Raw genomic sequence first — 24,972 nt, 5'->3', positions numbered from 1 at the left:
GATGAGCGGCTTCGCGATCTTCAGTCCGGGCCGCCGCGCGCTGCGTGCGCGGGCGGTGGCCGCGGCGGCGCTGGCCCTGGCCGGCTGGCTCGGCGCGGCGGCGCCGGTGCCGGCGCATGCCGAGGTGGCGGCCGCCGATCCGATCGATGTCGCGATGCGCCAGTGTCTGGCACGGCGCGACCGTTCCTCGACGGTCGGCCAGATCCAGTGCATGGACGAGGCCCGCGCGCAGTGGCTGAGTGCCGTGGACGACGCGTTCAAGCAATTGGGCACGGTGGAGCCGGCCAGCGCCAGGCGGGGCTGGCAGGAAAGCCAGCGGCGCTGGCTGCTGTGGCGCAATGACGAGACGCTGCTGACGCAGGCGGTGTATGCCACCACCTCCGGCACGATGTATGCGCTGGCCAGCGCCGACATGCGCATCCAGCCGGTGCGCGATCGCGCGCTGTCGCTGCGCGACGCGGCCGATCGCTACAGCAAGCCGAACGGCGGCGCCGACGCCGTGCATCGCGTGCGCGCCTGTTCGGACGATGCCGCTTGCGAGCACGCGCTGTTCGACCTGAACCGCTATTACGTGAAGCTGCAAAAGCGCATGCCGGCGCGCGGCCGGCCGGTGCTGGTGCGGGCGCAGCGCGCCTGGGTCAGCTTCCGTGACGGCACCACGCCGATGATCAGCGAGCAGCAGCGCGTCGATCTGATCGGCGCGCGCGTGGCCACGCTCAAGCGTCTGTCCGAGACGGTCAACAACAAGTGACGGCGGGCGCGTCATGCGCCTGCTTTCGCTTCAGCCCGGGCGCCCCACCGCGCTGTCGGCGGCGAATTCCCCCACCACGCGTTGCCAGTCGAGCCGCTCGATCACGTCGCGGAACGCGTTGGCCGTCTGACGCATGCCGAGATCGCGACCCGTTTCATCGAGCAGCATCACGTTGCTGCGCACGTCGTCGTCGGCCAGCGCGGTGCGCCCGCATTCGTCGACGAACCAGTCCCAGCCCACCGTGATGTAGCGGCAGGTGTCGCTGCGGCATTCCCATTCCGTGATGCCGGCGCAGCGCGCCATGATGTTGCCGACGTTCAGTTCGTCGAGCAGGCTGCGGTCGAGTTCGGTCGCGCGGTGCGCGAAGCTGAGCACCCGCAATTGATGCCGGGGAAGCCGGACATAGCCGTCGTTCGGCATGCGGTTCTGCGAGATGACGTGCATATTCGATATAAGGTTCGTCGATTTTCCGATAAGGATGATTTGGATTGCCAACTAAATTCGCGACCATGTAAACACATCGGCGCGCGGGCAATAACTGTCAGTTCTGGCAGGAGAGGGTTTTTGCGTAATCAATTGCGTTCGCAATTGATGAGGGCGTTGCCGTTATGCCTCGTGCAAAACGCCGGCGCAAAAAACAAAACCCCACGTTCCGCAGAACGTGGGGTCGAAACCGGTGCGCGTGGCTGCCGGTTCAGGCGAGCGCAGCGCGCGCCGCGGCGATGGCCGCGCGCACCTGGTCGGGCGCGGTGCCCCCCGGATGATTGCGGCTTGCCACCGAGCCTTCGAGGGTCAGGTAGCCAAACACGTCGTCGCCGAGCAGAGGCGCGACGTTCGGCAGATCCTGCTTCATCTGTTCGAGCGTCAGGTCGGCCAGGTCGATGCCGCGGTCGTCGCAGATCTTCACGGCGTGCGCGACGGCTTCGTGCGCATCGCGGAACGGCAGGCCGCGCTTGACGAGGTAGTCGGCGAGATCGGTGGCGGTCGAGAAGCCCTGCAGCGCGGCGGCGCGCATCGCCTCGGCCTTGACCGTGATGCCGGCCACCATTTCGGCGAAGATCCGCAGCGTGTCGGCAACGGTATCGACCGTGTCGAACAGCGGTTCCTTGTCTTCCTGGTTGTCCTTGTTGTACGCGAGCGGCTGGCCCTTCATCAGCGTCAGCAGCGCCATCAGGTGGCCGTTCACGCGGCCGGTCTTGCCGCGCGCGAGTTCGGGCACGTCCGGGTTCTTCTTCTGCGGCATGATCGACGAGCCGGTGCAGAAGCGGTCGGCGATGTCGATGAAGCCGACGCGCGGGCTCATCCACAGCACGAGTTCTTCCGAGAAGCGCGAGACGTGCGTCATGACGAGTGCGGCCGCGGCCGTGAATTCGATCGCGAAATCGCGATCCGACACGGCGTCGAGCGAGTTCGTGCAGATGCCGTCGAAGCCGAGCGTGGCGGCCACGGCGTGACGATCGATCGGGTAGCTGGTGCCGGCCAGCGCGGCGGCGCCCAGCGGCAGGCGGTTCACGCGGGCGCGGCAGTCGCGCATGCGGCCGGCGTCGCGCGTGAACATTTCCACGTAGGCGAGCAGGTGATGGCCGAACGTGACCGGCTGCGCGACCTGCAGGTGCGTGAAGCCCGGCATGATCGTGGCGGCGTGTTGCTCGGCGAGGTCGAGCAGGGCGCCGCGCAGGTCGCTCAGCAGGCCGCCGATGCGGTCGATTTCGCCGCGCAGCCACAGGCGGATGTCGGTGGCCACCTGGTCGTTGCGCGAACGGCCCGTGTGCAGGCGCTTGCCGGCGTCGCCGATCAGCGCGGTCAGGCGCGCTTCGATGTTGAGGTGGACGTCTTCGAGGTCGAGCTGCCATTCGAATTCGCCACGCTCGATTTCGCCCTGGATCTGCGTCATGCCGCGCTCGATCGCGGCGAAGTCGTCGGCGTGGATGATCTTCTGCGCGGCGAGCATCTTCGCGTGCGCGAGCGAGCCGGCGATGTCGACGAGGGCCAGGCGCTTGTCGAAGAACACCGACGACGTGTAGCGCTTGACCAGCTCCGACATCGGTTCCGAGAAGCGGGCCGACCAGGCCTCGCCCTTTTTGTGCAATTGGGACGTCATGGCGATTCGTAAGGAGAGTGGAGCGGCGCGAGCCGCAGAGCAGATGCGGATTCTAGCATTCGGCGGTGCGCGGGCCGGCCCGCAGCGGGCGGTTGGCGCGTGCGGTTGCCTACGGTGTGGGCGGTTTTACGGTGGCCTGCGGCGTGCCGGGAATCAGCATGACGAATTTCAGATCTTCACGATGGGCGGGCTTCAGCGTGGTCTGCTGATAGACGACGCGGCCGTCGCGCGGATGGTCGAATGCCCGCTCGCCGCCCTCGCGCTCGACCACGTCCTGCGAAGCCCAGTAGTGCGCGAACGCTTCGCTGCCGGCCACCAGCGAATCGATCAGCGTGCGGGTGGGCGCGTCGTTCAGGTGGCGGATCGAATCGGCGCGGAATTCGGCCACCAGCCGGCGCGCGCGCGTATTCCAATCGACGATCAGCGTACGTGCGGCCGGCGACATGAACGTGAAGCGCAGCAGGTTGCGATCCGGTCCTCCGCCGTTGCCAAGGTCGCCCGGCTGGTCGAGCCAGCCCGTAAACAGCGCGGCGGCCGGCTCGTTCCAGGCCAGTGCGTTCCATTGGCGATCGAGCACGTAGGCCGGTGCGGCGACCAGCCGGACAGCCGCCACCAGCGTGTCGGGCACGTCGGCGGTGGCCAGCTCCGGCTCGGCCGGATCGCGCTGGGCGGCCAGTTCGAACAGGTAGGCGCGTTCGGCGCGCGACAGGCGCAGCGCCACGGCGATGCGCGCCAGCGCGTCGGCGGAGGCCGAGACCTGCCGGCCTTGCTCGATCCAGGTGTACCAGGTCGGGCTGACGCCGCAGAGTTGCGCGACTTCCTCGCGGCGCAGGCCCGGCGTGCGGCGGCGCGGGCCGGGCGGCAGGCCGACGGCTTCGGGCGTGAGGCGCTCGCGGTGGGCGCGGATGAAATCGCCGAGCGCGCGGGCGGGCGTGGCGTCGAGCGGGGGCGGGGCGGAACGGGACGGGCTCATCGGATCGCGATGCGGCGGGGGATCGGAAACTCGAAAACTTGGAAAGCGACGGAAACGGGTGCTGTCGATACCGGGATAGTGCCGGCCCTGGTACTGGTACCCGTGCGAGCGCGATTGTAGCGGATCGCCGGGTGCGATGCCGCGAACCGGGGCAGCGAACGGGCTGCAACCGGGGCTGCAAGCGGGCCTGCAACCGGCGCGGCAACCGGCGCGGCAACCGGCGCGGCAAAAGAACACGGCGCGGACACCGTTGCCGATGTCCGCGCCGTGGCGGGCCGGGGCCGAAACCGGGGCGTGCGAACCACTGCACGCCCGGATCGGCTTAGCCGGTGTTGCGCAGGCCGGCCGCGATCCCGTTGATGCTCAGGTGAATCCCGCGGCGCACGCGCGCGTTGGTGTCGCCGGCGCGGTGGCGCTTGAGCAGTTCGACCTGCAAGTGGTTGAGCGGGTCGAGGTACGGGAAGCGGTTCTGGATCGAGCGCGCCAGCAGCGGGTTGGCCGCGAGCCGCACCTCGTGCCCGGTGATCTGGGCCAGCGCCGCCGCCGTGCGTTCCCATTCGGCCACGATCCGCCCGAACACCTGCTTGCGCAGCTTGCGGTCCGCCACCAGCTCGGCGTAGCGCGAGGCCACGGCCAGGTCGGTCTTGGCCAGCACCATGTCCATGTTCGACAGCAGGTGCGAGAAGAACGGCCAGGTCTTGTTCATCTTCTGCAGCAGCGCGAGGCGCTTGGCGCGCTCGGCCTCGTTCGCGGCGCCGTCCAGATAGGCGGCGAACGCGCTGCCGAAGCCGTACCAGCCCGTCAGCAGCAGGCGGCACTGGCCCCACGAGAAGCCCCACGGAATCGCGCGCAGGTCCTCGATCTTGCGGTTCTTCGGGTCCTGCAGCTTGCGCGAGGCCGGGCGGCTGCCGATGTTCAGCTCGGCGATTTCGCTGATTGGCGTGGAGGCGAAGAAGTAATCCTTGAAGCCCGGGGTTTCGTAGACGAGCGCGCGATACGCGGCCATCGCCGCGTCCGACAGCGTCTGCATCGCCGCCTCGAACGCCGGCAACTGCGCCGGGGCGTTGTTGCGCGGCAGCAGCGAGGCCTCCAGCGTGGCGGCCACCACCGTTTCGAGGTTGCGGCGGCCGATTTCCGGGTTCGCGAACTTGCTGGCGATCACCTCGCCCTGCTCGGTCAGGCGGATCTGGCCGTTCACCGTGCCCGGCGGCTGCGACAGGATCGCCTGATAGGTCGGGCCGCCGCCGCGGCCGACCGTGCCGCCCCGGCCGTGGAACAGGCGCAGCTTGATGTCGTGCCCGCTGAACAGTTCGACCAGCGCGAGTTCGGCGTGGTACAGCTCCCAGTTCGAGGTCAGGAAGCCGCCGTCCTTGTTGCTGTCCGAGTAGCCGAGCATGACTTCCTGCTCGCCGCCCTGGTGGGCCACCATCGCCCCGGCGCCCGGCAGCGCGAAGTAGTCGCGCATGATGTCCGCGGCGTTGCGCAGGTCGGCAATGGTTTCGAACAGCGGAATCACCATCAGGCCGTGCTTCGCGTTGCCGTTCGCGCCGAAGGTGCCGTCGAGCAGGCCGGTTTCCTTCTGCAGCAGCAGCACCTCGACCAGATCCGACACCGTTTCGGTGTGCGAGATGATGTAGTTGCGCACGGCGCGCGCGCCGAACATCGCGCGCACCTCGCGCGCCTTCTCCAGCACGCCGAGTTCGCTGGTCGCCAGTGCCGAGTAATCGAGATAAGGAATGCGCAACGGGCGCGGGTCGGCCAGGGCCGCCAGCAGCACGCGCAGCTTGTCGGCTTCGGCCAGCGCGGCGTAATCGGCCTCCACGCCGGCGCGCGCGAACAGTTCGGCGATCACCGCTTCGTGGATGTCCGAGCTCTGGCGCAGGTCGATGCTGGCGAGATGGAAGCCGAACACCTCGGCGGCCCGCACCAGCGGCGCGAGGCGCGGCGTGGCGAGCGAGGCGCCGTGGTGGGCGATCAGCGATTCGTGCAGCACGCGCAGGTCGCGCGCGAACGCTTCCGAATCGGGGTACGGCGTGGCCCGCACGGGCGGCGCGCCGCGGCCCGCGCTGCGCACGGCCACCGCGCCTTCGCCGAGGCGCACGCGCGCGCTCGCGGCGACGCGCGTGTAGATGCCGATCAGCGCGCGGCGGTACGGCTCGTCGACGCGGTGCGGCGACTGGTCGGGCGAGGCGGCGGCCAGCGCCTTGACGTCGTCGCTCGCGCCCACCAGCAGATGCGAGACCGACAGCTCGGCGCCGAGCTTGTGCACCTGTTCCAGGTAGTGCTCGAGGATCACCGTGCCCTGGCGATGGATCGCCTCTTCGAGCGTGGCGGCCGTCACGTTCGGATTGCCGTCGCGGTCGCCGCCGATCCAGCTGCCCATCTGGAAGAACGCCGGCACGCGCGCGTCGAGGCCGTGCTCGGCCAGCGCTTCCTCGATGTCGGCGTAGAGCGCCGGCAGCTCGTCGAGGAAGGTCGCGCGGTAATAGGAGAGGGCGTTGTCGATTTCGTCGCCGACCGTCAGGCGCGCGTCGCGCAGCATGCGGGTTTGCCACAGCGTCGTGACGCGGGCGCGCAGCAGCGCTTCGTTGTGCGAACGCTCGCGGGCGGTCAGTTCCTGATCGCGCTGGGCCAGCAGGCGCGCGATGTCGTGCTGCGCATCGAGAATGCTCTTGCGCTGCACTTCGGTCGGGTGCGCGGTCAGCACCGGCACGATCAGCGCCTCGTCGAAGAAGCGGCGGACCACCTCGGCGGACGCGTCGCCCGCCGCCTTCAGCGATTGCAGCGCGAACGCCACCGTGCCGGCCTGCGGCGCCGAGCCGGCCAGCGCGTGGATGCGGCGGCGGCGGTTGTGATGGCGATCCTCGGCGATATTGGCCAGGTGCGAGAAGTAGCTGAACGCGCGCACCACGCTGACCGTTTGCTCGGGCGTGAGCTTGCGCAGCATGCGGTCGAGCGTGGTGGCGGCCTCGCGGTCGTCCTCGCGGCGGAATTTCACGGCGTGCTGGCGGATCGTCTCGACCACGTCGAACACGGCGTCGCCTTCCTGCTCGCGCACCACGTCGCCCAGCAGGCGTCCCAGATAGCGGATGTCCTCGAACAGCGGCTGATCCTTGTCGTCGCGCGTACGGCCGTTCGTTTTCGGCGCGGCCTTGGTCTTGCCTGCGGCGCGAGCCGGCGCTGCTGCCGCCTTTTCGACGGCGGCCCGGGCTGCGGTCTTGGCGGTGGCGCGCTGTGCGGCGGCCGGTTTCACGGCGGCGTCGGCGGCCTTCGCATCCGGCTTGACTGCGGTGCGGGCGGTCCGGGGCTTCGTGGCGGCCGGCTTCGTCGCGGCGGTCGTGGCCGTGGTCTTGGCGGCTTTCGTGGCGACCGTCTTCGTGGCTTTCTGGGTGGCCGATGCGCCGCGGGCGGGGGCGGCAGTTTCGGTGTCGGCGGTGGACGAGGCAGTATTGCGGCGCGCGGTGCGCGCCGATCCGGAGGACTTCACGATGGGTTTCCTTGGGAAAGCACGAGTGAGCAGGGATTTCGGGCACTGACTGCGGTACTGACGATTGCGGGCGGCGGACCGCCGCGCATCACGTCGGCCGCCGGCGGGCGGCCGTGCTCGCGCGCCGCGCCGCCCGTAAAAGGGGGACGGGCGTGCGTGCTACCATTGTCCGATCCTGGTTCCCGTCCTTCGATGCCGCTGCAATGAATTCCGAGACTCTTACGGCCGACGCGCCGGCGACCCTCACGATCGCTTCGCGGGAGAGCCGCCTGGCGATGTGGCAGGCTGAACATGTGCGTGATGCGCTGCGCAAATTATATCCAGCTTGCGACGTGAAAATCCTCGGCATGACGACACGAGGCGATCAGATTCTCGATCGCACCTTGTCGAAGGTCGGCGGCAAGGGCCTGTTCGTCAAAGAGCTGGAGAATGCGCTGGCCGACGGCCGCGCCGATCTGGCCGTGCATTCGCTGAAGGACGTGCCGATGTCGCTGCCCGAGGGCTTCGCGCTGACAGCCGTGATGAGCCGCGAAGATCCGCGCGACGCCTTCGTCTCCAATCACTACGCCTCGCTCGACGAGCTGCCCACGGGCGCAATCGTCGGCACCTCCAGCCTGCGCCGCGAGGCGATGCTGCGCGCCCGCTACCTCGATTTCGACGTGCGTGCGCTGCGCGGCAATCTCGACACGCGGCTCGCCAAGCTCGATCGCGGCGAATACGCGGGGATCATCCTGGCCGCCGCCGGCCTCAAGCGGCTCGGCCTCGGCGACCGGATCCGCTCGCTGATCGACGTGGAGACCAGCCCGCCCGCCGCCGGCCAGGGCGCGCTCGGCATCGAGACCGCCGCGAACCGCGCCGATGTCGCGCGCTGGCTCGCGCCGCTGCACGACACGCCCACGGCGCTGGCCGCCGAAGCCGAACGGATGGTGTCGCGCGCGCTGGGCGGCAGTTGCTCGGTGCCGCTCGCGGCGCACGCCGTCTGGCACGGCGATCAGCTCGAACTGACCGGCCGGGTGTCGTCGGTCAACGGCGCACGCGTGTTGAACGCCCGCCGCCGTGCGGCGATCGGCACGCCGGAGCAGGCGCTCGCGCTTGGCCGCGAGGTGTCCGACGACCTCGTGCAGCAAGGCGCCTTCGAAATCATCGAAGCGCTGACCGGAGCGCAAACCTGATGGCCGCCCGCGCGTTCACGGCGGTGCTGACGAAGCCCGAAGGGCAATCGGCGGCGCTCGCCGCGCAACTCGCGGCCGCCGGCATCGAAGCCTTCGATTTCCCGCTGATCGACATCGCCCCCGTGGCCGATCCGGCGCCGCTCGACGCGGCGTTCGCGCGGCTCGATGCGTATGCGCTGGTGGTGTTCGTCTCGCCGAACGCGATCGATCGCGCGCTCGCCCGCTACAACGCGATCTGGCCGCATTCGCTGCCGATCGGCGTGGTCGGGCCGGGCAGCGTGGCCGCGCTGGCGCGGCACGGCATCGCGGCGCCCGCGCATCGCGTGATCGCACCCGTTGCCGGGCCGGACGACGAGAGCGGCACCGACGATGCCCCGCGCTACGACTCCGAAAGCCTGTTCGCGCAGATCGAGCGCGCGTTCGCCGCGAGCGGCCGCGCACCGGGCGCTTCGGCTGCCGCCGCGATTGCTTCGGATTCCCTCGAATCGCCGGATCAAGAATCGCCGCATCAATCATCCGACGAAACGCCGGCCCCGGCCGCTTCCACGCCCGCCTCCGGCCCGCTGGCCGGCAAGCGTGTGCTGATCGTGCGCGGCGACGGCGGCCGCGAATGGCTGTCGACGGCGCTGCGCGACGCCGGCGCCGAAGTCGACCGGGTGGCTGCCTACCGCCGCATCGCGCCGGAGCCGTCGATCGGCGCCTGGGAGCGCGTGCATACGCTGCTGGCCGGTGCGCCGCACGCGTGGCTCGTCACCAGCTCGGAAGGCGTGCGCAACCTGCACGAACTGGCCGTCGATCACCTCACTTCCACCGAAACCGAAGCGCTCAAGCATGCCCCGGTCGTAACGCCGCACCCGCGGATCGCGGACACGGCTCGGGCACTCGGTTTTGATACGATTACGCTGTCCGGCGCGGGCGACGAACGCATCGTCCGCGCATTCCGAACGTTGGCCGACTCGGCCGCTCACGCGGCGCAAGCCGCATCGGTGCCCTCCCGCATGACAGATACCAACGATTCCAGCAAGGCTTCCTCGCCGGGTACCGGCAGCGCCGCCGCGCGTCCTGCCGCACCGGTCACGCCCCCCAATCAACCGTTCACGCCGTTCGAGGCGAAATCCGCGCGACGTTCCGGCGGTGGCGCTGCCGGCGTGCTGCTGTGGTGCCTCGTGGTGGTGCTCGCCTGCGGCGCCGGCGCGGGCGGCTTCGTGCTGAACCGCAAGATCGAGAAGCTCGATCAGGCCACGCTGGCTCGTCAGAAGGCCGCCGACGCCGCCACCGCCGATGTGCGCACGCAGTCGGCCCAGGCGCTGGCGCAGGCGCATCAGGTTGACGAGCAGGTCGCGCAGTTCGCGGGCAAGCTCGCCGACGCGCAGGCGCACCAGGACGCGCTGCAACAGCAATATCAGGACCTGTCGCGCAACCGCGACGCCTGGCTGCTCGATCAGGTCGAGCAAACCCTGCAGGGCGCGAGCCAGCAACTGCAACTGACCGGCGACACCCAACTCGCGCTGGTGGCGCTGCAAAACGCCGATTCGCAACTGGCGACGTCGCAGGGTGCGCAGGCGATCGCCGTGCGCAAGGCCATCGCACAAGACATCGACAAGCTCAAGGCCGCGCCGTCGGTCGATCTCACCGGCATGGCGATCAAGCTCGACGACGCAATCGGCCGCATCGACGCGCTGCCGCTGTCGGGCGAAGCGCCGATCGCGCGCGCGCAGCCGCGCACCGCGCATCCTGGCGACGTGGCGAGCGAAGCCGCCGCCACCGGCCAGCCGAGCTGGAAGATCTGGTGGCACGACATCACGGCCGGCATCGGCGCGCAACTCACCAGCCTCGTGCAGGTGCGCCGCATCGACAACGCCGACGCGATGCTCAATTCGCCCCAGCAGGGCTATTTCCTGCGCGAGAACATCAAGCTGCGCCTGCTGACCGCGCGCCTGTCGCTGCTCGCGCGCAACGAGCCGGCCATGAAGTCGGATCTGCACGCGGCGCAAGCGGCGCTCGCGCGCTACTTCGATGCGTCGTCGAAGGACACGCACACGGTCGAGGATCTGCTCAAGCAGGTCGATGGCGCGTCGCTGGCGGTGGCGGTGCCGAACCTGAACACCAGCCTGTCCGCGATCCAACAGTTCAAGAGCCGGGGGTGACATGACGTTGCGAGGAATCCTCTGGTTGGCCGTGCTGTTCGCGATCGCCGTGGCGCTGGCCACGGTCGGCCGCTTCGACGGCGGGCAGGTGCTGATCGTCTATCCGCCGTATCGCGTGGACGTATCGCTGAACCTGTTCATCGTCGCGATCGTCGTGCTGTTCATCGTGATCTACGCCGTGCTGCGCATCGTGCGCAACATCTGGCGCATGCCGCATCGCGTGGCGGCCTACCGTGCACGCATGCGCAACGAGAAGGCGCAGGGCTCGCTGCGCGACGCGATCTCCAACCTGTATGCCGGCCGCTTCTCGCGCGCCGAGAAGGCCGCGCGCGACGCGCTGGCCGTCGATGCCAACCAGAGCGCCGCCGGCCTGGTGGGCGCGGTGGCCGCGCACCGGATGCACGAATACGCGCGCCGCGACGAATGGCTCGCGAAGGTCGATGCGAACGAATGGCAGGAGGCGCGGCTGCTGGCCACTGCCGACATGCGCGCCGAAGCGCGCGATGCCGAGGGCGCGCTGGCCGCGCTGGCCGAAATGCAGGCCTCGGGCGGCAAGCGCATTCATGCGCAGCAGGTCGCGCTGCGCGCCCAACAGCAACTGAAGAACTGGGCCGAGGTGCTGAAGCTCGCCAAGGTGCTCGAAAAGCGCGATGCGCTGCACCCGGCCGCCGCGGTGCGGATGCGCCAGCAGGCCGCCGAGCATCTGCTGCGCGACCGTCGCCACGATGCCGACGCGCTGCTCGAAGTCTGGCAATCGCTGTCGGCCGTGGAGCGGCAGTCGCCGCGCCTGGCCGATCTGGCCGCCGAGCTGCTGGTGGCGCTGGAGCGCCTGCCCGAAGCGCGCCGCATCGTCGAGGATGCGCTGGCCCATCACTGGGATGCGCGCCTGCTGCGCCGCTATCCCGATACGGCTGGCGTCGATGCGCTGCCGCTGATCCAGAAGGCCGAGGGCTGGAAGCGCGATCACCCCGACGACGCCGACCTGCTGGTCGCATTGGGCCGGCTCTGCGAGAAGCAACAGCTGTGGGGCAAGTCGCAGTCGTTCCTCGAAGCGGCGCTCAAGCTGTCCGACAACGACGCGCTGAAGGTGCGTGCGCACCGTGCGCTGGCGCGCCTGTTCGAGAATCTCGGCGACCAGGAAAAAGCCGCGCGCCACTATCGCGAAAGCGCGCTGGCGATGCAGGTCGGTTGACACACCGCGCTACGTTAAGCGCGGCATCCATGCGAAACGGCAGCCCTCGGGCTGCCGTTTCGCATGGAGGGGCGACCCGAAAGGCGGCCGTGCCCTCGCGCGTTCAGTTCAGTTCAGCGATTGACCAGCGCCTTCGGCACCGACAGCGCCAGCAGGCCGCCGAGCACGCAGAACCCCGCCAGCATGAACATCCCCGCGTTGTTGCTGCCCGTGGCCTGTTTGAGCCAGCCGATCATGTACGGGCTCAGGAAGCCGGCCAGGTTGCCGATCGAATTGACCAGCGCGATGCCGGCCGCGGCCGCGGTGCCGCCGAGGAAGGCGGTCGGCAGGCTCCAGAACAGCGGCAGCGTGGTCAGGATGCCGATCGTCGCGAGCGTCAGGCCCACCATCGCGAGCGCCGTCTGGTCGGCCCAGGCTACCGACAGCAGCAGCCCGATCGCTCCGAGCGCGGCCGGAATCGCCACGTGCCAGCGGCGCTCGCGGCGGCGATCGGCGCTGCGCGAGATCAGGATCATGCCGACCACGGCCGCCGCGTACGGGATCGACGACAGCAGCCCGATCGTGAACGAATCGGTCACGCCGGTGGACTTGATGATGGTCGGCAGCCAGAAGCCCACGCCGTACAGCCCCATCACGAACGAGAAGTAGATCAGCGCCATCAGCCAGACGCGCGGGCTGGCCAGCACGCGGCCGATCGGGGCGTCGTCCTTGAGCGCCTCCTCGGCCTGCACGTTGCGCGACAGCAGCGCCTTCTCCTCGTCGGTCAGCCAGCGCGCGCCGGCGATCCGGTCTTCCAGCCAGATCAGCACCAGCACGCCGACGATGATCGACGGAATGCCTTCGATCAGGAACAGCCACTGCCAGCCGGCCCAGCCGTTCAGGCCGTGGAAGCTCTTCAGGATGTAGCCCGACACCGGGCCGCCGATCACGCCCGACAGCGCGATCGCCGTCATGAAGAAGGTGGTCATGCGCCCGCGCCGGTTGGCCGGATACCAATACGTCAGGTAGAGGATCACGCCGGGGAAGAAGCCCGCTTCGGCAATGCCGAGCAAAAAGCGCATCACGTAGAACATGGCGGGCGTGGTGACGAACATCATCGCCGCGGAAATCACGCCCCAGGTGATCATGATCCGCGCGATCCAGACCCGCGCGCCGAGGCGGTGCAGGATGATGTTGCTCGGCACCTCGAACAGGAAATAGCCGAAGAAGAAGATCCCGGCGCCGAGGCCGTAGACGGTGTCCGAGAGGTTCAGTGCGGTCGCCATCTGCAGCTTGGCGAAGCCGACGTTGACGCGGTCGAGATAGGCGACCACGTAGCAGAGCATCAACAGCGGCGCGAGCCGCAGGGTGACCTTGCGATAGGTGGCCGCCTCGAAAGCGGACGGCTGGCCGGAGGCAGTGCGTGCGGCAATGGTCATTTGCTTCGTTCTCCTTTTTATTGTGCACGCTGTCGCGCGCTGTGTCTCTGAGCCGCTGCCGATCATGTATCGGACGGCGGCTCGCATCCTGCCAGATGACTGTCTGTCTGTTTGTGTAGTTTTGCGACGCTTCAGATGCAGCGGCCGCCGTCCACCTCCAGGCACACGCCGGTGATGAATTCCGCCTCGTCCGAGGCCAGGTAGAGCGCCGCATTGGCGATGTCCTGCGGCGTCGAGAGCCGGCCGAGCGGGATCGTCGCGAGAAAGCGCTGGCGGTTCTCGGGGGTATCGGCCACGCCCATGAATTCGGTCATCAGCCCGGTTTCGCCGAGCACCGGATTGATGCAGTTCACGCGGATGCGGTCGGCGCCGAGTTCGGCGGCCAGCGTCTTGCTGGCGGTGATCATCGCGCCCTTCGTGCTGTTGTACCAGACGAGCCCGGGGCGCGGCCGGATGCCGGCCGTCGAGGCGATGTTGACGAACACGCCGCCGCCGGCCTGGCGGAAATACGGCACCAGTGTTTGCACGCTCCAGAACAGGCTTTTCATGTTGACGGCGTAGACGCGGTCGTACTCGGCTTCGGTCACTTCCAGCACCGGCTTGTTGCGGTGAGTGGTGCCGGCGTTGTTGACGATCACGTGGACGCGCTGGAAATCCGCCAGCGCGGCGGCCAGCAGCGCCTGCCAGTCCTCGCCCTTCGACACGTCGCCGGCGATCGCGATCGCCTTGCCGCCGGCCACCGCGATCTCGCTGGCCACGCGCTCGGCGGCCGCGCCGTTCAGATCGTTGACGACCACGTTCGCGCCCTCGCGCGCGTAGGTTTTCGCAATGCCTTCGCCGAACCCCGAGCCGCCGCCCGTGACGATGGCTGTCTTGCCTGCAAGCCGCATGAAGTGTCTCCGATGATGGATGATCCTGCGCCTGGCGCGCGAATCCGGCCCGCGCGTCGCGTGGTTGCTGCGTGTTGCTGCGTGCTTTTTGCGTGGTAGGCGCCGGCTTGGCTAGCCGTGCCTGAATGCGATGGTCTTGAGCACCGTGAAGCCGTACAGCGCCTCGAAGCCCTTCTCGCGGCCATGCCCCGAGCGGCCGCTGCCGCCGAACGGCAGTTCGACACCGCCGCCCGCGCCGTAGTTGTTGACGAACACCTGGCCGGCCCGCACGCGCCGCGCGAGCCGCATCTGGCGCGCGCCGTCGCGAGTCCAGACGCCCGCCACCAGCCCGTAGGCGGTGCCGTTGGCGAGCGCGAGCGCCTCGTCCTCGTCGTGGAAGCGCATCGCGGCCAGCACCGGGCCGAACACTTCTTCCTGCGCGAGGCGGTGGTCGGGCGGGACGTCGCGCAGCAGCGTGGGCGCCTGATAGAAGCCGCTTTCGGGCGCGTCCGGCACCACCTCGCCCTGCGCGGCCATCGCGATGCCGTCGTGCTGCGCGTCGGACAGGAAATCCCAGACGCGCTGCTGCTGCTTGGCGTTGATCAGCGGCCCGCAATCGAGATCGGCGCGGCCGGGGCCGACGCGCAGCGCGGCGAACGCGCCGGCGAGCCGGTCGAGCAGCGGCTCGTAGATGCCGCGCTCGATCAGCACGCGGCTGCCGGCCGAGCACGTCTGCCCGCCATTCTGGATGATCGCGGACACCAGCACCGGCAGCGCAGCGTCGAGATCGGCATCCGCGAACACGATTTGCGGCGACTTGCCGCCCAGTTCGAGCGTGACCGGCACATGCCGCTCGGCGGCGGCCAGCGCGACGAGCCGGCCGGTGTCGGGCGAGCCGGTAAACGAGATGTGATCGATGCCCGGATGGGCCGACAGCGCGGCGCCGGCCTCGTGGCCGTAGCCGGTGACGATGTTCAGCGCGCCGGCCGGCAGCCCGGCCTCCGCCGCCAGCCGCGCCACGTAGAGCAGCGACAGGCAGGCATCCTCGGCCGGCTTGACGACGCAGGCGTTGCCGGTGGCGAGCGCCGCGCCCACGCTGCGGCCGAAGATCTGCATCGGGTAGTTCCACGGCACGATGTGGCCGGTCACGCCGTGCGGCTCGCGCACGGTCAGCACGGTGTAGCCGGCCTGATAGGGCAGCGTTTCGCCGTGGAGCTTGTCGGCCGCGCCGGCATAGAACTCGAAATAGCGCGCGAGCGCGGCGGCGTCGGCGCGGGCCTGCTTGAGCGGCTTGCCGGTATCGCGGCATTCGAGCTGCGCGAGCGCTTCCTGGTGGTCGGCCACGCGTTGCGAGAGCCGGTACAGCAGCCGGCCGCGTTCGGCTGCGCTGGTGGCGCCCCAGGCGCCTTCGCAGGCGGCGCGGGCGGCCTGCACCGCGGCGTCGATGTCGGCAGCGGTGCCGCGTGCCAGGCGCGCGAACGGCGCGCCGTCGGACGGATCGATGACGGCGAGCGTCTCGCCGTTCGCGGGCGCGACCCATTCGCCCGCGATGAAGTGCCTTGCCTCTTCCATGCCTGCTCCCGGCTCGTTGGTATCGATGCGTGATTCAGGTGTTGCGGATGCTGCCCACGGCGATGGCGGCGCGCGCCGATTGGATCGCGCGACGGGCAAGTGTGCGCCGAACTTCACCGGAGCGCCATCGGGTGATTGGCTATAATGGCGGCTCCTCGCGAAGGCGCGCCCGCCCGGTCGGTTGCCGCGCCCCGTCCCGATTTCCCATCGTCAAGCAGAGAGCGCTCATGAGCTTCAGCAATGTTCCCGCCGGCAAGGATCTGCCGCACGACTTCAACGTGATCATCGAAATCCCGGCGCAAAGCGATCCGGTCAAGTACGAAGCCGACAAGGATCTCGGCCTGCTCGTGGTCGACCGTTTCGTCGGCACCGGCATGCGCTACCCGGTCAACTACGGCTTCATTCCGCAGACGCTGTCGGGCGATGGCGACCCGGTCGACGTGCTGGTGATCACGCCGTTCCCGCTGCTGGCCGGCTCGGTGGTGCGTTCGCGCGCGCTGGGCATGTTGCAGATGACCGACGAATCGGGCGTCGACGCGAAGCTGATCGCCGTGCCGCACGACAAGGTCTGCCCGATGACGGCCAGCCTCAAGTCGCTCGACGACGTGCCGGCCTACCTGAAGGACCAGATCAAGCACTTCTTCGAGCAATACAAGGCGCTCGAAAAGGGCAAGTGGGTCAAGGTCGAAGGCTGGGCCGACATCGACGCCGCCCACAAGGAAATCACGGAAGGCGTCGCGAACGCGGCCAAGTAAGCCTGTCCCGCCGGCGCGCGCGAGCGTGCCGGCCTGCCGTGCGAAACCGCGCGTGCCTCGTATCGGGGCCGCGCGGTTTTTTCATGGGCGCGCGGGCGGCGCGGCGTTTCGAGCCGGTTCCCAGAAAAAGCGCGACGCTTTCCTAAACGGCTCGTTCACGCTCGATGCTTGGGCCAAGCGAATCAGCGCAGACGATCGATGCCATCCGGCGGCTGGGTCGAATATCAGACCGCATTCGACCGCGCCGAGTTGTAATTGAGATATTTATCCCTTATGTTGTTAATAAGGGATATTTTTTAAATAATCAGAATTATCTGATTGATGTAACTACCCTGTTTCATCGATGATTCGGTCTGCTGCAAATTTGCAAAACATCAATTCGATATGCGGTGTTGTGCAAAATATTTTATTTGCAGTAATTTAATTATCTAAGGGATGAATCATGAAGATTGAAAAGATGGGCGTGGCGGTTGGTGTGGCAATGTTGTTTTTGGGCGCGGTAAATGTGGCTCAGGCCGATACGATCCAGAAAAAAATCACGCTGACTGCACAGATCAACGATGGCATTTTCGTTTCGAAGCCGGATGGTTCGACGTGGTACAGCACCGAAGAGCTGGAGGCGACCGACTACACGCAGGCCAAGTTCACCAAGACGCTGCCCGTGCGCGTTTGGTCGAAGAACAAGGATTTCAACATCTCGCTCGCGCAACCGCTGAAGCTGGCGAGCGGGCGCTATGAAATGGCGAATCCCTCGGTCATGCTGTCGAGCAATGCCGGTGACAGCGAAGTGAAGTTCGGTGCACAGCAGAAAATCACGCAGACGACGGCGGGCAATGGCGGTTTCGACGAAATCCACAACCTGGCGATCAACGTCGACGCACCGACGCAAATTGGCAACACGAGCACGAACGGCAGTTACAGCGGCGATCTCGTGATGGTGTTCGAGCCGGTGGCAGCGGCTTCGCCGTCCGAGTAAATCGTCCATTAGCACGGGAATCTCGCGCTCGCGAGGTTCCCGTCATTCTCCAGACCGTGACCGTCCGATAAATCCAAGTGCTTTCCAATTCCGTTCCGTTTCGGCTCAATACGATTTGGGTCGGGGCCTTCATTTTCATTTCGTCGAGCGCATTCGGGAACCTGAAGGTTTCCTATGGCGTTCCGGAAGGATTTAGCGAGGCCGAACTCGACGATCGCGCGCATTATGTGGCGACATTCGATGGTCGCACCCTGCCGGGTTTCGTCTCCTATTCGTCCGTGACGAACGCGCTTGAATTCGACGAAGAAAAATATCGGGCAAACGGGATTTCGGCGAATGACGTGGAGACGCTGAAACGGATCGTTTCGCAACTGGATTACAAGCGTTGCCGCGACGGCTGCGACACGCAGGTCGACGGTTATTTCGTGAGCGTCGACAAGCTCAGGCGGTCGATCGTCATCCGCGATTCACGCAACGATTACATCGCCCCGCCCACGCACCTCGGCATCGTCAACAACCATGCGGTGGATTTGCGCGCGGCCTCCGACGGTTATCGCGCGGCGAACATCAACGGCAATACCTGGGTGGGTTTGCCGTCGCAGAGCTTCGGCTATGCGAGCTGGTATGTGAACAATACGTGGTCTCGCGATTATCGCGGCGGCACGCGCGGCGTGTCGTCGTACTACTTGCAGAAAAACTTCGCGAACACCTATGTCCGGGCGGGCCGGCAGAACAGCATCGATTACGCGTCGGGATCGGTGGGCACGCTGCTGTCGCCGAGTTTCGACCAGTTCGTGACGGTGGGAAGCCAGTCGCATCTGAAAGTCAGCAGCAATACGGGATCGATGATCCTCTACGCCACGGCGGACGGCAATTACGAGTTCTATCGGGGCGGCCGTCTCCTGACCAAGCGGCCGGCCGTGATCGGACGCAACGAAATCAGTTTCGCCGATCTCCCGGGCGGCTATTACACGATGGAAGTGCGGCTGGTCGACCGCAACGGCAACATCGTGAGCCGCGAGACGCGCGAGATCAACAATCTGAGCTTCGGCCAGTCGGGCGGCAATGCCTGGCACGTGACGGCCGGCAAGGAGCAGCAATTCGGAGGATATCTGCTCGAGGCGGCGATGAGCCGCAACCTTAAGCAGTTCTATCTGAACACGACCGTATTGGGCGGACAGGGCGGCAAGTGGGCCGCCGAAGTGAACGTGACGCGTCCGACGCAAATTGCCGGTGCCGAGGTGACGCCCACGTTGGGCATCCTGGCCGGCGAACGCGGCGCGGGCGCCTACGCGAATATCGGCGTGTCGCACGAAACGCTCGGCACGCTGTCGTTCAGCCGCTATCAGAACACCGATGTCTCGCGTTTCTATCGCGGGCAACCGAGCATGGCGGCCTCGTACAGCCGGAACCTCCGCAAGGCCAGCTTCGGCTACACCTATCAGCAATCGAACTTCGGCCGTTCTCACCAGGCCGAGGTGCGCTGGAACTATCGCCCGAACGGCCTGTGGGCCACCTTTGCGCTGGGCGTGCAGAAGGGCGGCTTCCAGCGTGATCGAAAAGGCTACGGTGTTTATCTGAACATGACGATGACGCTGGAAAAGGTGCAGGCGAGCTTCGGGGCCGCGCATTCCGGCGGGCAGACCCAGTTGAACGCCGACGTACGCAAGGATTTCCAGGACGGGTTCGGCACCTCCACGATCGGGATGAACGCCAATCGCGTGGGCAACGATTTCGGCGCCAACGTCTATGGCAGCCGGTCGGGCACGCGGGGCGACGCGTCGCTGAACATCGGCCACGCGGCGGGCACCACCAATGTCGATTTCAATTACCGGGGCATGTCGGCCGCGAACCGGCATGGCGCTGCACTCGGCCGGTACAGCGGCAGCGGCAGCGCGATGTTGCTGAAAACACCCGATATCGAAGGCACGAAATACGGCTTCAATGTCGAAGGCAACCCGGTGGCCGGCAACGGTACCTACGCGGTGCCGCTGCCCGCTTACCAGGACGTCCCGTTCGCGCGGGTGTTCAGCAACAGCCAGGATCTCGACATGAATATCGAGGTGCCTGCGAACGTGGTGCGCGCGCATCCCGGGCAGCTCTATTCGGCATCGGCGCGTGTCGATATCAGCATGATCTACAGCGGCTTCCTGACCGATGCCGAAGGCAAGCCGCTGAGTGGAACGATCGAGGAAAGCGGCGACACCGTCCATAAGAACGGCCTGTTCTCGCTCGTCAGCAAGAAGCTGATGTCGCGGCTCACGGTCAATCGCGACGGGAAGCGCTACCACTGCAACCTGAACGGCGCGCAAGGCAGCTATTACCGCTGCGAATGACGCGTCCCAATTTTGAAAGGCAAGTCGATGAAAACAATCCGACGAATCGCATCCGCGGCATGCTGCGCGGCGCTGTCACTGTGCATGAGCCAGGGTGCTCGCGCGGAGGGCGAACTGATGGTGATGCCTGCCACCACGAAGGTATTCAATGCCCACGAACGGCATGTGACCGTCAAGAACGTCGGCGATTCGCCGCTGTACCTCAATATCTCGGTGCAGAAAGTCACCAACCCCGGCGTCACGCCGGAAACGCGGGTTGCGCTTGGCGACGTCGATCACCCCGGGATGCTCGCCAGCCCGGACAAGCTGACGCTCGGGCCGAACCAGACGCGCTCGGTGGTGCTGAAGTCCCTGGCGGAGCCGGCGCAGGAGGAACTCTACCGGCTCTACATCGTGCCCGTCAGGGCATTGCGGGTCGAGAGCGCGCCGCAGGACACGATCACCGCGCCGATGTCGGTCGCGATCGGGTACGGCGTGCTGGTGCGGCACATGCCGGCGCCGGGCAAGCAGCGTTCCGGCTGGACACATCGCTGCGAGGACGGCGGGCTGACGCTGGAGAACACGGGAAACATCCGGAAAATCCTGACCGACGTGGTTGAGGATGCAACGAAACCCTCGCAAACCCTCGCCGTGTTTCCGGGCACGCCGCAGCACTTCGCCACGCACCGGATGACGTTGAAGGACGACGACGAGCCGGTCACGCTGACATGTCCGTGACGAAGGGCACGGCGCACTGGCTGGTGGGCACGCTGGCGGTGTCGTGGTGCTTTGCGTGTTCCGCGGCGGGCGTGCTGAAGTTGTCCCGCACCGAACTCAGGCTGAAGCCGGACGGCGCGGCCAGCCAGTTATGGGTTGAAAACATCGGCGATTCGCCGCTGTATCTCGATGTGACGCAGCAACGGGTCGCCAACCCGGGGCAGGTTCCCGAGCGGCTCGAGCCGGTGGAGGAGGTGCCGCGGCCCACCTTGCTGGTGCTGCCGAGGCGGCTGGCGCTGTCGCCTGGGCAGCGATACCCAATCGCACTGAAAGCGCTCGCCGTGCCGCAGCGCACGCAAGTGTGGCGTGTCACGTTCCGGCCTCGCGAGCGCATCGTGGTCGATGGGGGCCGGAATGGTGATACGGCCGCGCCGCTGTTCGTCAGTGTCGGGTATGGCGTGGTGATTTATCAATTGCGTGGCGAAGAACGATAAGCCGGTGGGGTGAAGTTAGTTTCATGCCCAGATGAATGCCGATGATCTGCGGCCATGATTTTTATAATTAGTGGCAGTAATTTCGTCTGGAATTTCATGATGATTTGTTTGCTTAATAAAAGAGGATGGCATGGGCGGCTGATCAGATATGTAATACTCGTATTGATTTTGTCGGGTGGTGGGAAGGCTTGCGCTTTCACACTGGGGTTGTTCGATCTGGCATATGGTTATAGTGGGTGCGGTTGGGTCGATAATGGTAACGGAACTAGCACGATTGTCGTTGATATCAGCTACAAGCAAGTAACTGCCGCAACAATACCTGTCGGCACGGGATTTCGGTCGCGAGGTATTTTGGTGTATGCGTACGACAAAAGTGGTTCTTTGATACCGAGCCCCGGTGCTCTCGCTCAAGCCCTCTCCCTGAATGGGGTGTCCACCAGTCAGAGCTATTACGGAGAAGGATATGTAATGTATCTTTCAAAGACCAGTGCTACTTGGACCAATGCGGCAAGTTTTGTTGCGCATTACAGGGTGCTAGTGAAAAATTCCGATTTTTCGGATTGGCCGGCTATCGCCCTCAGGGCCGGGAACTATACGAATGGTGACGACGCTGGTGAAAAGTCCGGTGTTGCCTACATCAAATACGGCGAGAGTAACGGTGTTTGCGAATTGGTAACCAACCCGGAAGTTCCTCCCCCGCTGGACATCAAGATCGACATGACGGCGCCGGATTGGAACCTCGGCGAATTGCCGCGCGGCGATTCGGAAAAAATCTTTCCTGAAGTGGCCAACCAGCTTTGCTTCACGTATTCCGGCCCGTCGGTCAAGGGCAAGCGCTTCATCATCAATGCGAGCAATGCCAATGGGGTCGTCGGCAATCGATACCGGCTCAAGAACATGAACGACACGTCGCAGACCATTCCTTACGACGTCGCTTTGTCGGGTAGCAGTGCCTTCGCCTTGCCGAATGAGAAAAACGTCGCGCTGACGATGAGCGATTCCGGCAAGACCTGCTTCGTGCCGACGTTCAGGACAACGGTCGATAACACGGTGAAGGAGGGCGACTACAGCGACGTGCTGACCTTCACGGTCATCACCCAGCCCTAGGAACATCCATGAACAAGCCCATCTGGTACGCCGTCTTGCTCGCCGCGGCCATGCTGCCCGCCGTTGCGTCCGCACAGAAGGTCGTCCTGAGCGGAAAAACCAGCAGCAAGGTGACCGCGCATGTCACGCGGCCGAACAACCTGTTCGTGACGAACGATACGGGCGGCTGGTTCGATCAAGGGCTCGAGATGCAGCAGCTCGGCGGCTGGGACACGGCGTTCGAGGCGCAGGCCCGGTTGAAGATCGTATCGAGTAGCGGCACGTTCCAGGTTCGCCTCGATGCGCCCCTGAGCATTACGCATCAATCGAATCCCGAGCTGGTGTTCCGAACCCCGAGGGTCACGCTCGGCATCGAAGGCGGGGCACCGAAGCCGCTGACGCTCGAGCGCATCGTGGTCGATGGGGGCGGGGCGGGAGGTACGGCCGCGCCGCTGTTCGTCAGTGCCGGGTATGGCGTGGTGATTTATCAATTGCGTGGCGAAGAACGATAAGCCGGTGGGGCGAAGTTAGTTTCATGCCCAGATGAATGCCGATGATCTGCGCCCATGATTTTTATAATTAGTGGCAGTAATTTCGTCTGGAGTTTCACGATGATTTGTTTGCTTAATAAAAGAGGATGGCATGGGCGGCTGATCAGATATGTAATCCTCGTATTGATTTTGTCGGGTAGTGGGAAGGCTTGCGCTCTCAAACTGGAGTTGTTCGATCTGGCATATGGTTATAGTGGGTGCGGTTGGGTCGATAATGGTAACGGAACTAGCACGATTGCCGTTGATGTCAGCTACAAGCAAGTAACTGCCGCAACAAAACCTGTCGGCACGAGATTTTTGTCGCGAGGTATTTTGGTGTATGCGTACGACAAAAGTGGTTCTTTGAAGCCGAGCTCCGATCTCGCTCAATCCGTCTCCATGAATGGGGTGTCCACCACTGAGAGATATTACGGAGAAGGGTATGTAATGTATCTTTCAAAGCCCAGTGCTACTTGGACCAATATGGCAAGTTTTGTTGCGCATTACAGGGTGCTAGTGAAAAATTCCACTTTTTCGGATTGGCCGGCTATGGCCCTCAGGGCCGGGAACTTTACGAATGGTAACGACGCTGGTGAAAAGTCCGGTGTTGCCTACATCAGATACGGCGAGAGTAACGGTGTTTGCGAATTGGTAACCAACCCGGAAGTTCCTCCCCCGCTGGACATCAAGATCGACATGACGGCGCCGGATTGGAACCTCGGCGAATTGCCGCGCGGCGATTCGGAAAAAACCTTTCCTGAAGTGGCCAACCAGCTTTGCTTCACGTATTCCGGCCCGTCGGTCAAGGGCAAGTGCTTCATCATCAATGCGAGCAATGCCAATGGGGTCGTCGGCAATCGATACCGGCTCAAGAACATGAACGACACGTCGCAGACCATTCCTTACGACGTCGCTTTGTCGGGTAGCAGTGCCTTCGCCTTGCCGAATGAGAAAAACGTCGCGCTGACGATGAGCGATTCCGGAAAGACCTGCTTCGTACCGACGTTCAAGACAACGGTCGATAACACGGTGAAGGAGGGCGACTACAGCGACGTGCTGACCTTCACGGTCATCACCCAGCCCTAGGAACATCCATGAACAAGCCCATGAACAAGCCCATCTGGTACGCCGTCTTGCTCGCCGCGGCCATGCTGCCCGCCGTTGCGTCCGCACAGAAGGTCGTCCTCAGCGGAAAGACCAGCAGCAAGGTGACCGCGCATGTCACGCGGCCGAACAACCTGTTCGTGACGAACGACACGGGCGGCTGGTTCGATCAAGGGCTCGAGATGCAGCAGCTCGGCGGCTGGGACACGGCGTTCGAGGCGCAGGCCCGGTTGAAGATCGTATCGAGCAGCGGCACGTTCCAGGTTCGCCTCGATGCGCCCCTGAGCATTACGCATCAATCGAATCCCGAGCTGGTGTTCCGAACCCCGAGGGTCACGCTCGGCATCGAAGGCGGGGCACCGAAGCCGCTGACGCTCGATCGAAGCGCTGAATTCCGCAATCCGGCTCCCCCGCAAGAGGGTGAGGATTCAGTCGGCTACTACGTGCTCGATGTGGCGGCGCTACCGCCCGCCGGGGATTTCAAGAGCACCTCGGGCACCTACAGCGGTGTGTTGTCGATGACTTTCGAGCCAGTCATCACCGAGCCTTGACGGCACGACGCCGGGCCTGTGTCCGGCGGCACAAGCAAGCAGGAGGCGGTCAGCATGAAGCGAGTTTCGGCCGGATGGCTATATGTAGCGGCCCTCGCGGCGATGGCCGCGCCGATACCGGCGGCGGCGACGATCGACGTCAGCCCGAAGGACGCGAAGATCAGCGACGACGTGACATCGATCCGGGTCGTCAACAACGGCAGTCGCGCCGAATACGTCAGCGTGACGCTGTCGCGCCTGCTCGATCCCGGCGTGCCGATCGAGAACGAACACCTCGAACCGGTGGGCGATGCGGCACGGCCCGCGCTGTATGCGTATCCGTTTCAGATGAGCCTCGCGCCGGGGCAGACGAAAACCATCAGGCTCAAGGTCATGCGTCCCGTCGAGAAGGAAACGGTCTACCGGCTGGAGACCAGGCCGGTCGTCAAGCTGCTCGGCAGCGATCGCGGTACCTCATCCGCCGCGGTGGTCGCCAATCTCGCGTTCAGCAGCATTGTTCGCCAACTGCCGTCGGCGGCCCGCGAGGGACTCGACGTGACGTGCGAGGCGTCGGGCGCGCGGCTGAGCGCCACCGGCAACGTTCATGCCCGCGTGGAAGGGGCCGAGGTGGATGGCCAGCGCCTCGAGGCGTTCAACGTCTATCCGGATGTGCCGCGCTTGCTGGCGGGAGCGGTTGTAACGGTGCCCGGCCATCCGGCCTGCCGGGTGGCGAAGCACAAGCCGTAGCGGCGAGTGGTGGATTTGTCTGAAAATTCAAGGTGT

General features: G+C 65.7%; 21 protein-coding genes. 14 read left to right on the top strand and 7 right to left on the bottom strand.

The genetic code is table 11. The features are described 5' to 3' along the window. The first annotated feature begins 1 nt into the window (after position 1). Positions 2-751 (top strand): lysozyme inhibitor LprI family protein, encoded by a 750-nt coding sequence (locus tag AB4850_RS28755; protein WP_414445641.1) that lies wholly within the window; start codon positions 2-4, stop codon positions 749-751. 30 nt (positions 752-781) lie between these two features. Here AB4850_RS28755 and AB4850_RS28750 read toward each other — a convergent pair whose 3' ends face one another. The 4 genes from AB4850_RS28750 to ppc all read right to left on the bottom strand — a co-directional run bounded on the left by AB4850_RS28750 (position 782) and on the right by ppc (position 7,312). After that, complete coding sequence (locus AB4850_RS28750; protein ID WP_414442812.1) at positions 782-1,195, bottom strand: DUF4902 domain-containing protein; 414 nt, start codon at positions 1,193-1,195, stop codon at positions 782-784. A 250-nt stretch (positions 1,196-1,445) separates the two neighbouring features. Continuing rightward, complete coding sequence (gene argH, locus AB4850_RS28745) at positions 1,446-2,852, bottom strand: argininosuccinate lyase (protein WP_414442811.1); 1,407 nt, start codon at positions 2,850-2,852, stop codon at positions 1,446-1,448. A 109-nt stretch (positions 2,853-2,961) separates the two neighbouring features. Beyond that, positions 2,962-3,825: a helix-turn-helix transcriptional regulator gene (locus tag AB4850_RS28740; RefSeq protein WP_414442810.1), complete on the bottom strand. Its 864-nt coding sequence runs from the start codon at positions 3,823-3,825 to the stop codon at positions 2,962-2,964. Positions 3,826-4,147: 322 nt separating this feature from the next. Continuing rightward, positions 4,148-7,312: a phosphoenolpyruvate carboxylase gene (gene ppc, locus AB4850_RS28735; RefSeq protein ID WP_414442809.1), complete on the bottom strand. Its 3,165-nt coding sequence runs from the start codon at positions 7,310-7,312 to the stop codon at positions 4,148-4,150. A gap of 203 nt (positions 7,313-7,515) precedes the next feature. Between ppc and hemC the strand changes: the two genes are divergently transcribed. The 3 genes from hemC to AB4850_RS28720 are packed head-to-tail and all read left to right on the top strand — an operon-like array spanning position 7,516 to position 11,823. Next, positions 7,516-8,484, top strand: a complete 969-nt coding sequence (gene hemC, locus AB4850_RS28730) for a hydroxymethylbilane synthase (RefSeq protein WP_414442808.1) — start codon at positions 7,516-7,518, stop codon at positions 8,482-8,484. Continuing rightward, complete coding sequence (hemDX, locus tag AB4850_RS28725; protein ID WP_414442807.1) at positions 8,484-10,631, top strand: fused uroporphyrinogen-III synthase HemD/membrane protein HemX; 2,148 nt, start codon at positions 8,484-8,486, stop codon at positions 10,629-10,631. The genes hemC and hemDX overlap by 1 nt, the downstream gene beginning before the upstream one ends. Position 10,632: 1 nt before the next feature. Beyond that, a complete protein-coding gene (locus AB4850_RS28720; protein WP_414442806.1) occupies positions 10,633-11,823 on the top strand; it encodes a heme biosynthesis protein HemY in 1,191 nt (396 codons plus the stop codon). A gap of 113 nt (positions 11,824-11,936) precedes the next feature. On the opposite strand, the gene AB4850_RS28715 is transcribed toward AB4850_RS28720, so the two are convergent. The 3 genes from AB4850_RS28715 to AB4850_RS28705 form a co-directional block, all read right to left on the bottom strand. Beyond that, on the bottom strand, positions 11,937-13,241 hold the full coding sequence (locus AB4850_RS28715) for an MFS transporter (protein WP_414442805.1): 1,305 nt from the start codon (positions 13,239-13,241) through the stop codon (positions 11,937-11,939). Between the two features lie 131 nt (positions 13,242-13,372). Beyond that, a complete protein-coding gene (locus AB4850_RS28710; RefSeq protein WP_414442804.1) occupies positions 13,373-14,131 on the bottom strand; it encodes an SDR family oxidoreductase in 759 nt (252 codons plus the stop codon). Positions 14,132-14,242: 111 nt separating this feature from the next. Further along, a complete protein-coding gene (locus tag AB4850_RS28705; RefSeq protein WP_414442803.1) occupies positions 14,243-15,682 on the bottom strand; it encodes an aldehyde dehydrogenase family protein in 1,440 nt (479 codons plus the stop codon). A 227-nt stretch (positions 15,683-15,909) separates the two neighbouring features. Here AB4850_RS28705 and ppa point away from each other — a divergent pair, with 227 nt between their 5' ends. The 10 genes from ppa (at position 15,910) to AB4850_RS28655 (ending at position 24,936) form a co-directional block, all read left to right on the top strand. Continuing rightward, positions 15,910-16,437, top strand: coding sequence for an inorganic diphosphatase (gene ppa / locus AB4850_RS28700; RefSeq protein WP_414442802.1), 528 nt, complete (start codon positions 15,910-15,912; stop codon positions 16,435-16,437). A 442-nt stretch (positions 16,438-16,879) separates the two neighbouring features. Next, entirely contained in the window at positions 16,880-17,413 is a 534-nt protein-coding gene (locus AB4850_RS28695; RefSeq protein ID WP_414442801.1) for a fimbrial assembly protein, read from the top strand. Positions 17,414-17,490: 77 nt separating this feature from the next. Then, positions 17,491-19,749: a TcfC E-set like domain-containing protein gene (locus AB4850_RS28690; RefSeq protein WP_414442800.1), complete on the top strand. Its 2,259-nt coding sequence runs from the start codon at positions 17,491-17,493 to the stop codon at positions 19,747-19,749. Between the two features lie 84 nt (positions 19,750-19,833). After that, entirely contained in the window at positions 19,834-20,466 is a 633-nt protein-coding gene (locus AB4850_RS28685; RefSeq protein WP_414445640.1) for a pilus assembly protein, read from the top strand. Next, positions 20,457-20,939, top strand: a complete 483-nt coding sequence (locus AB4850_RS28680; RefSeq protein ID WP_414442799.1) for a hypothetical protein — start codon at positions 20,457-20,459, stop codon at positions 20,937-20,939. The genes AB4850_RS28685 and AB4850_RS28680 overlap by 10 nt, the downstream gene beginning before the upstream one ends. A gap of 468 nt (positions 20,940-21,407) precedes the next feature. Further along, positions 21,408-22,046 carry a hypothetical protein gene (locus AB4850_RS28675; protein WP_414442798.1) on the top strand — a complete coding sequence of 213 codons (639 nt, stop codon included), beginning with the start codon at positions 21,408-21,410 and terminating at the stop codon, positions 22,044-22,046. 8 nt (positions 22,047-22,054) lie between these two features. Continuing rightward, the gene (locus AB4850_RS28670; RefSeq protein ID WP_414442797.1) at positions 22,055-22,537 is read left to right on the top strand and encodes a hypothetical protein; all 483 of its coding nucleotides are present in this window, start codon (positions 22,055-22,057) and stop codon (positions 22,535-22,537) included. Between the two features lie 99 nt (positions 22,538-22,636). Next, a complete protein-coding gene (locus AB4850_RS28665) occupies positions 22,637-23,641 on the top strand; it encodes a hypothetical protein (protein WP_414442796.1) in 1,005 nt (334 codons plus the stop codon). 8 nt (positions 23,642-23,649) lie between these two features. Then, entirely contained in the window at positions 23,650-24,210 is a 561-nt protein-coding gene (locus AB4850_RS28660) for a hypothetical protein (protein WP_414442795.1), read from the top strand. Between the two features lie 54 nt (positions 24,211-24,264). Then, a complete protein-coding gene (locus AB4850_RS28655) occupies positions 24,265-24,936 on the top strand; it encodes a hypothetical protein (protein ID WP_414442794.1) in 672 nt (223 codons plus the stop codon). The last annotated feature ends 36 nt before the right edge of the window (positions 24,937-24,972 follow it).

It is taken from the genome of Burkholderia sp. 22PA0106, from assembly GCF_047497155.1.
In the GTDB taxonomy this organism is placed as follows: domain Bacteria; phylum Pseudomonadota; class Gammaproteobacteria; order Burkholderiales; family Burkholderiaceae; genus Burkholderia.
This window is presented reverse-complemented; position numbering and strand designations above follow the sequence as displayed.

Coding starts and splice junctions, on each gene's coding strand:
- AB4850_RS28705 (WP_414442803.1), bottom strand. CDS start 15,682: ATGGAAGAGGCAAGGCACTTCATCGCGGGCGAATGGGTCGCGCCCGCG.
- AB4850_RS28665 (WP_414442796.1), top strand. CDS start 22,637: ATGATTTGTTTGCTTAATAAAAGAGGATGGCATGGGCGGCTGATCAGA.
- AB4850_RS28695 (WP_414442801.1), top strand. CDS start 16,880: ATGAAGATTGAAAAGATGGGCGTGGCGGTTGGTGTGGCAATGTTGTTT.
- AB4850_RS28670 (WP_414442797.1), top strand. CDS start 22,055: ATGAACAAGCCCATCTGGTACGCCGTCTTGCTCGCCGCGGCCATGCTG.
- AB4850_RS28655 (WP_414442794.1), top strand. CDS start 24,265: ATGAAGCGAGTTTCGGCCGGATGGCTATATGTAGCGGCCCTCGCGGCG.
- AB4850_RS28720 (WP_414442806.1), top strand. CDS start 10,633: ATGACGTTGCGAGGAATCCTCTGGTTGGCCGTGCTGTTCGCGATCGCC.
- AB4850_RS28680 (WP_414442799.1), top strand. CDS start 20,457: ATGTCCGTGACGAAGGGCACGGCGCACTGGCTGGTGGGCACGCTGGCG.
- argH (WP_414442811.1), bottom strand. CDS start 2,852: ATGACGTCCCAATTGCACAAAAAGGGCGAGGCCTGGTCGGCCCGCTTC.
- AB4850_RS28710 (WP_414442804.1), bottom strand. CDS start 14,131: ATGCGGCTTGCAGGCAAGACAGCCATCGTCACGGGCGGCGGCTCGGGG.
- AB4850_RS28750 (WP_414442812.1), bottom strand. CDS start 1,195: ATGCACGTCATCTCGCAGAACCGCATGCCGAACGACGGCTATGTCCGG.
- AB4850_RS28715 (WP_414442805.1), bottom strand. CDS start 13,241: ATGACCATTGCCGCACGCACTGCCTCCGGCCAGCCGTCCGCTTTCGAG.
- AB4850_RS28755 (WP_414445641.1), top strand. CDS start 2: ATGAGCGGCTTCGCGATCTTCAGTCCGGGCCGCCGCGCGCTGCGTGCG.
- AB4850_RS28685 (WP_414445640.1), top strand. CDS start 19,834: ATGAGCCAGGGTGCTCGCGCGGAGGGCGAACTGATGGTGATGCCTGCC.
- hemDX (WP_414442807.1), top strand. CDS start 8,484: ATGGCCGCCCGCGCGTTCACGGCGGTGCTGACGAAGCCCGAAGGGCAA.
- ppa (WP_414442802.1), top strand. CDS start 15,910: ATGAGCTTCAGCAATGTTCCCGCCGGCAAGGATCTGCCGCACGACTTC.
- hemC (WP_414442808.1), top strand. CDS start 7,516: ATGAATTCCGAGACTCTTACGGCCGACGCGCCGGCGACCCTCACGATC.
- AB4850_RS28660 (WP_414442795.1), top strand. CDS start 23,650: ATGAACAAGCCCATGAACAAGCCCATCTGGTACGCCGTCTTGCTCGCC.
- AB4850_RS28740 (WP_414442810.1), bottom strand. CDS start 3,825: ATGAGCCCGTCCCGTTCCGCCCCGCCCCCGCTCGACGCCACGCCCGCC.
- AB4850_RS28675 (WP_414442798.1), top strand. CDS start 21,408: ATGTATCTTTCAAAGACCAGTGCTACTTGGACCAATGCGGCAAGTTTT.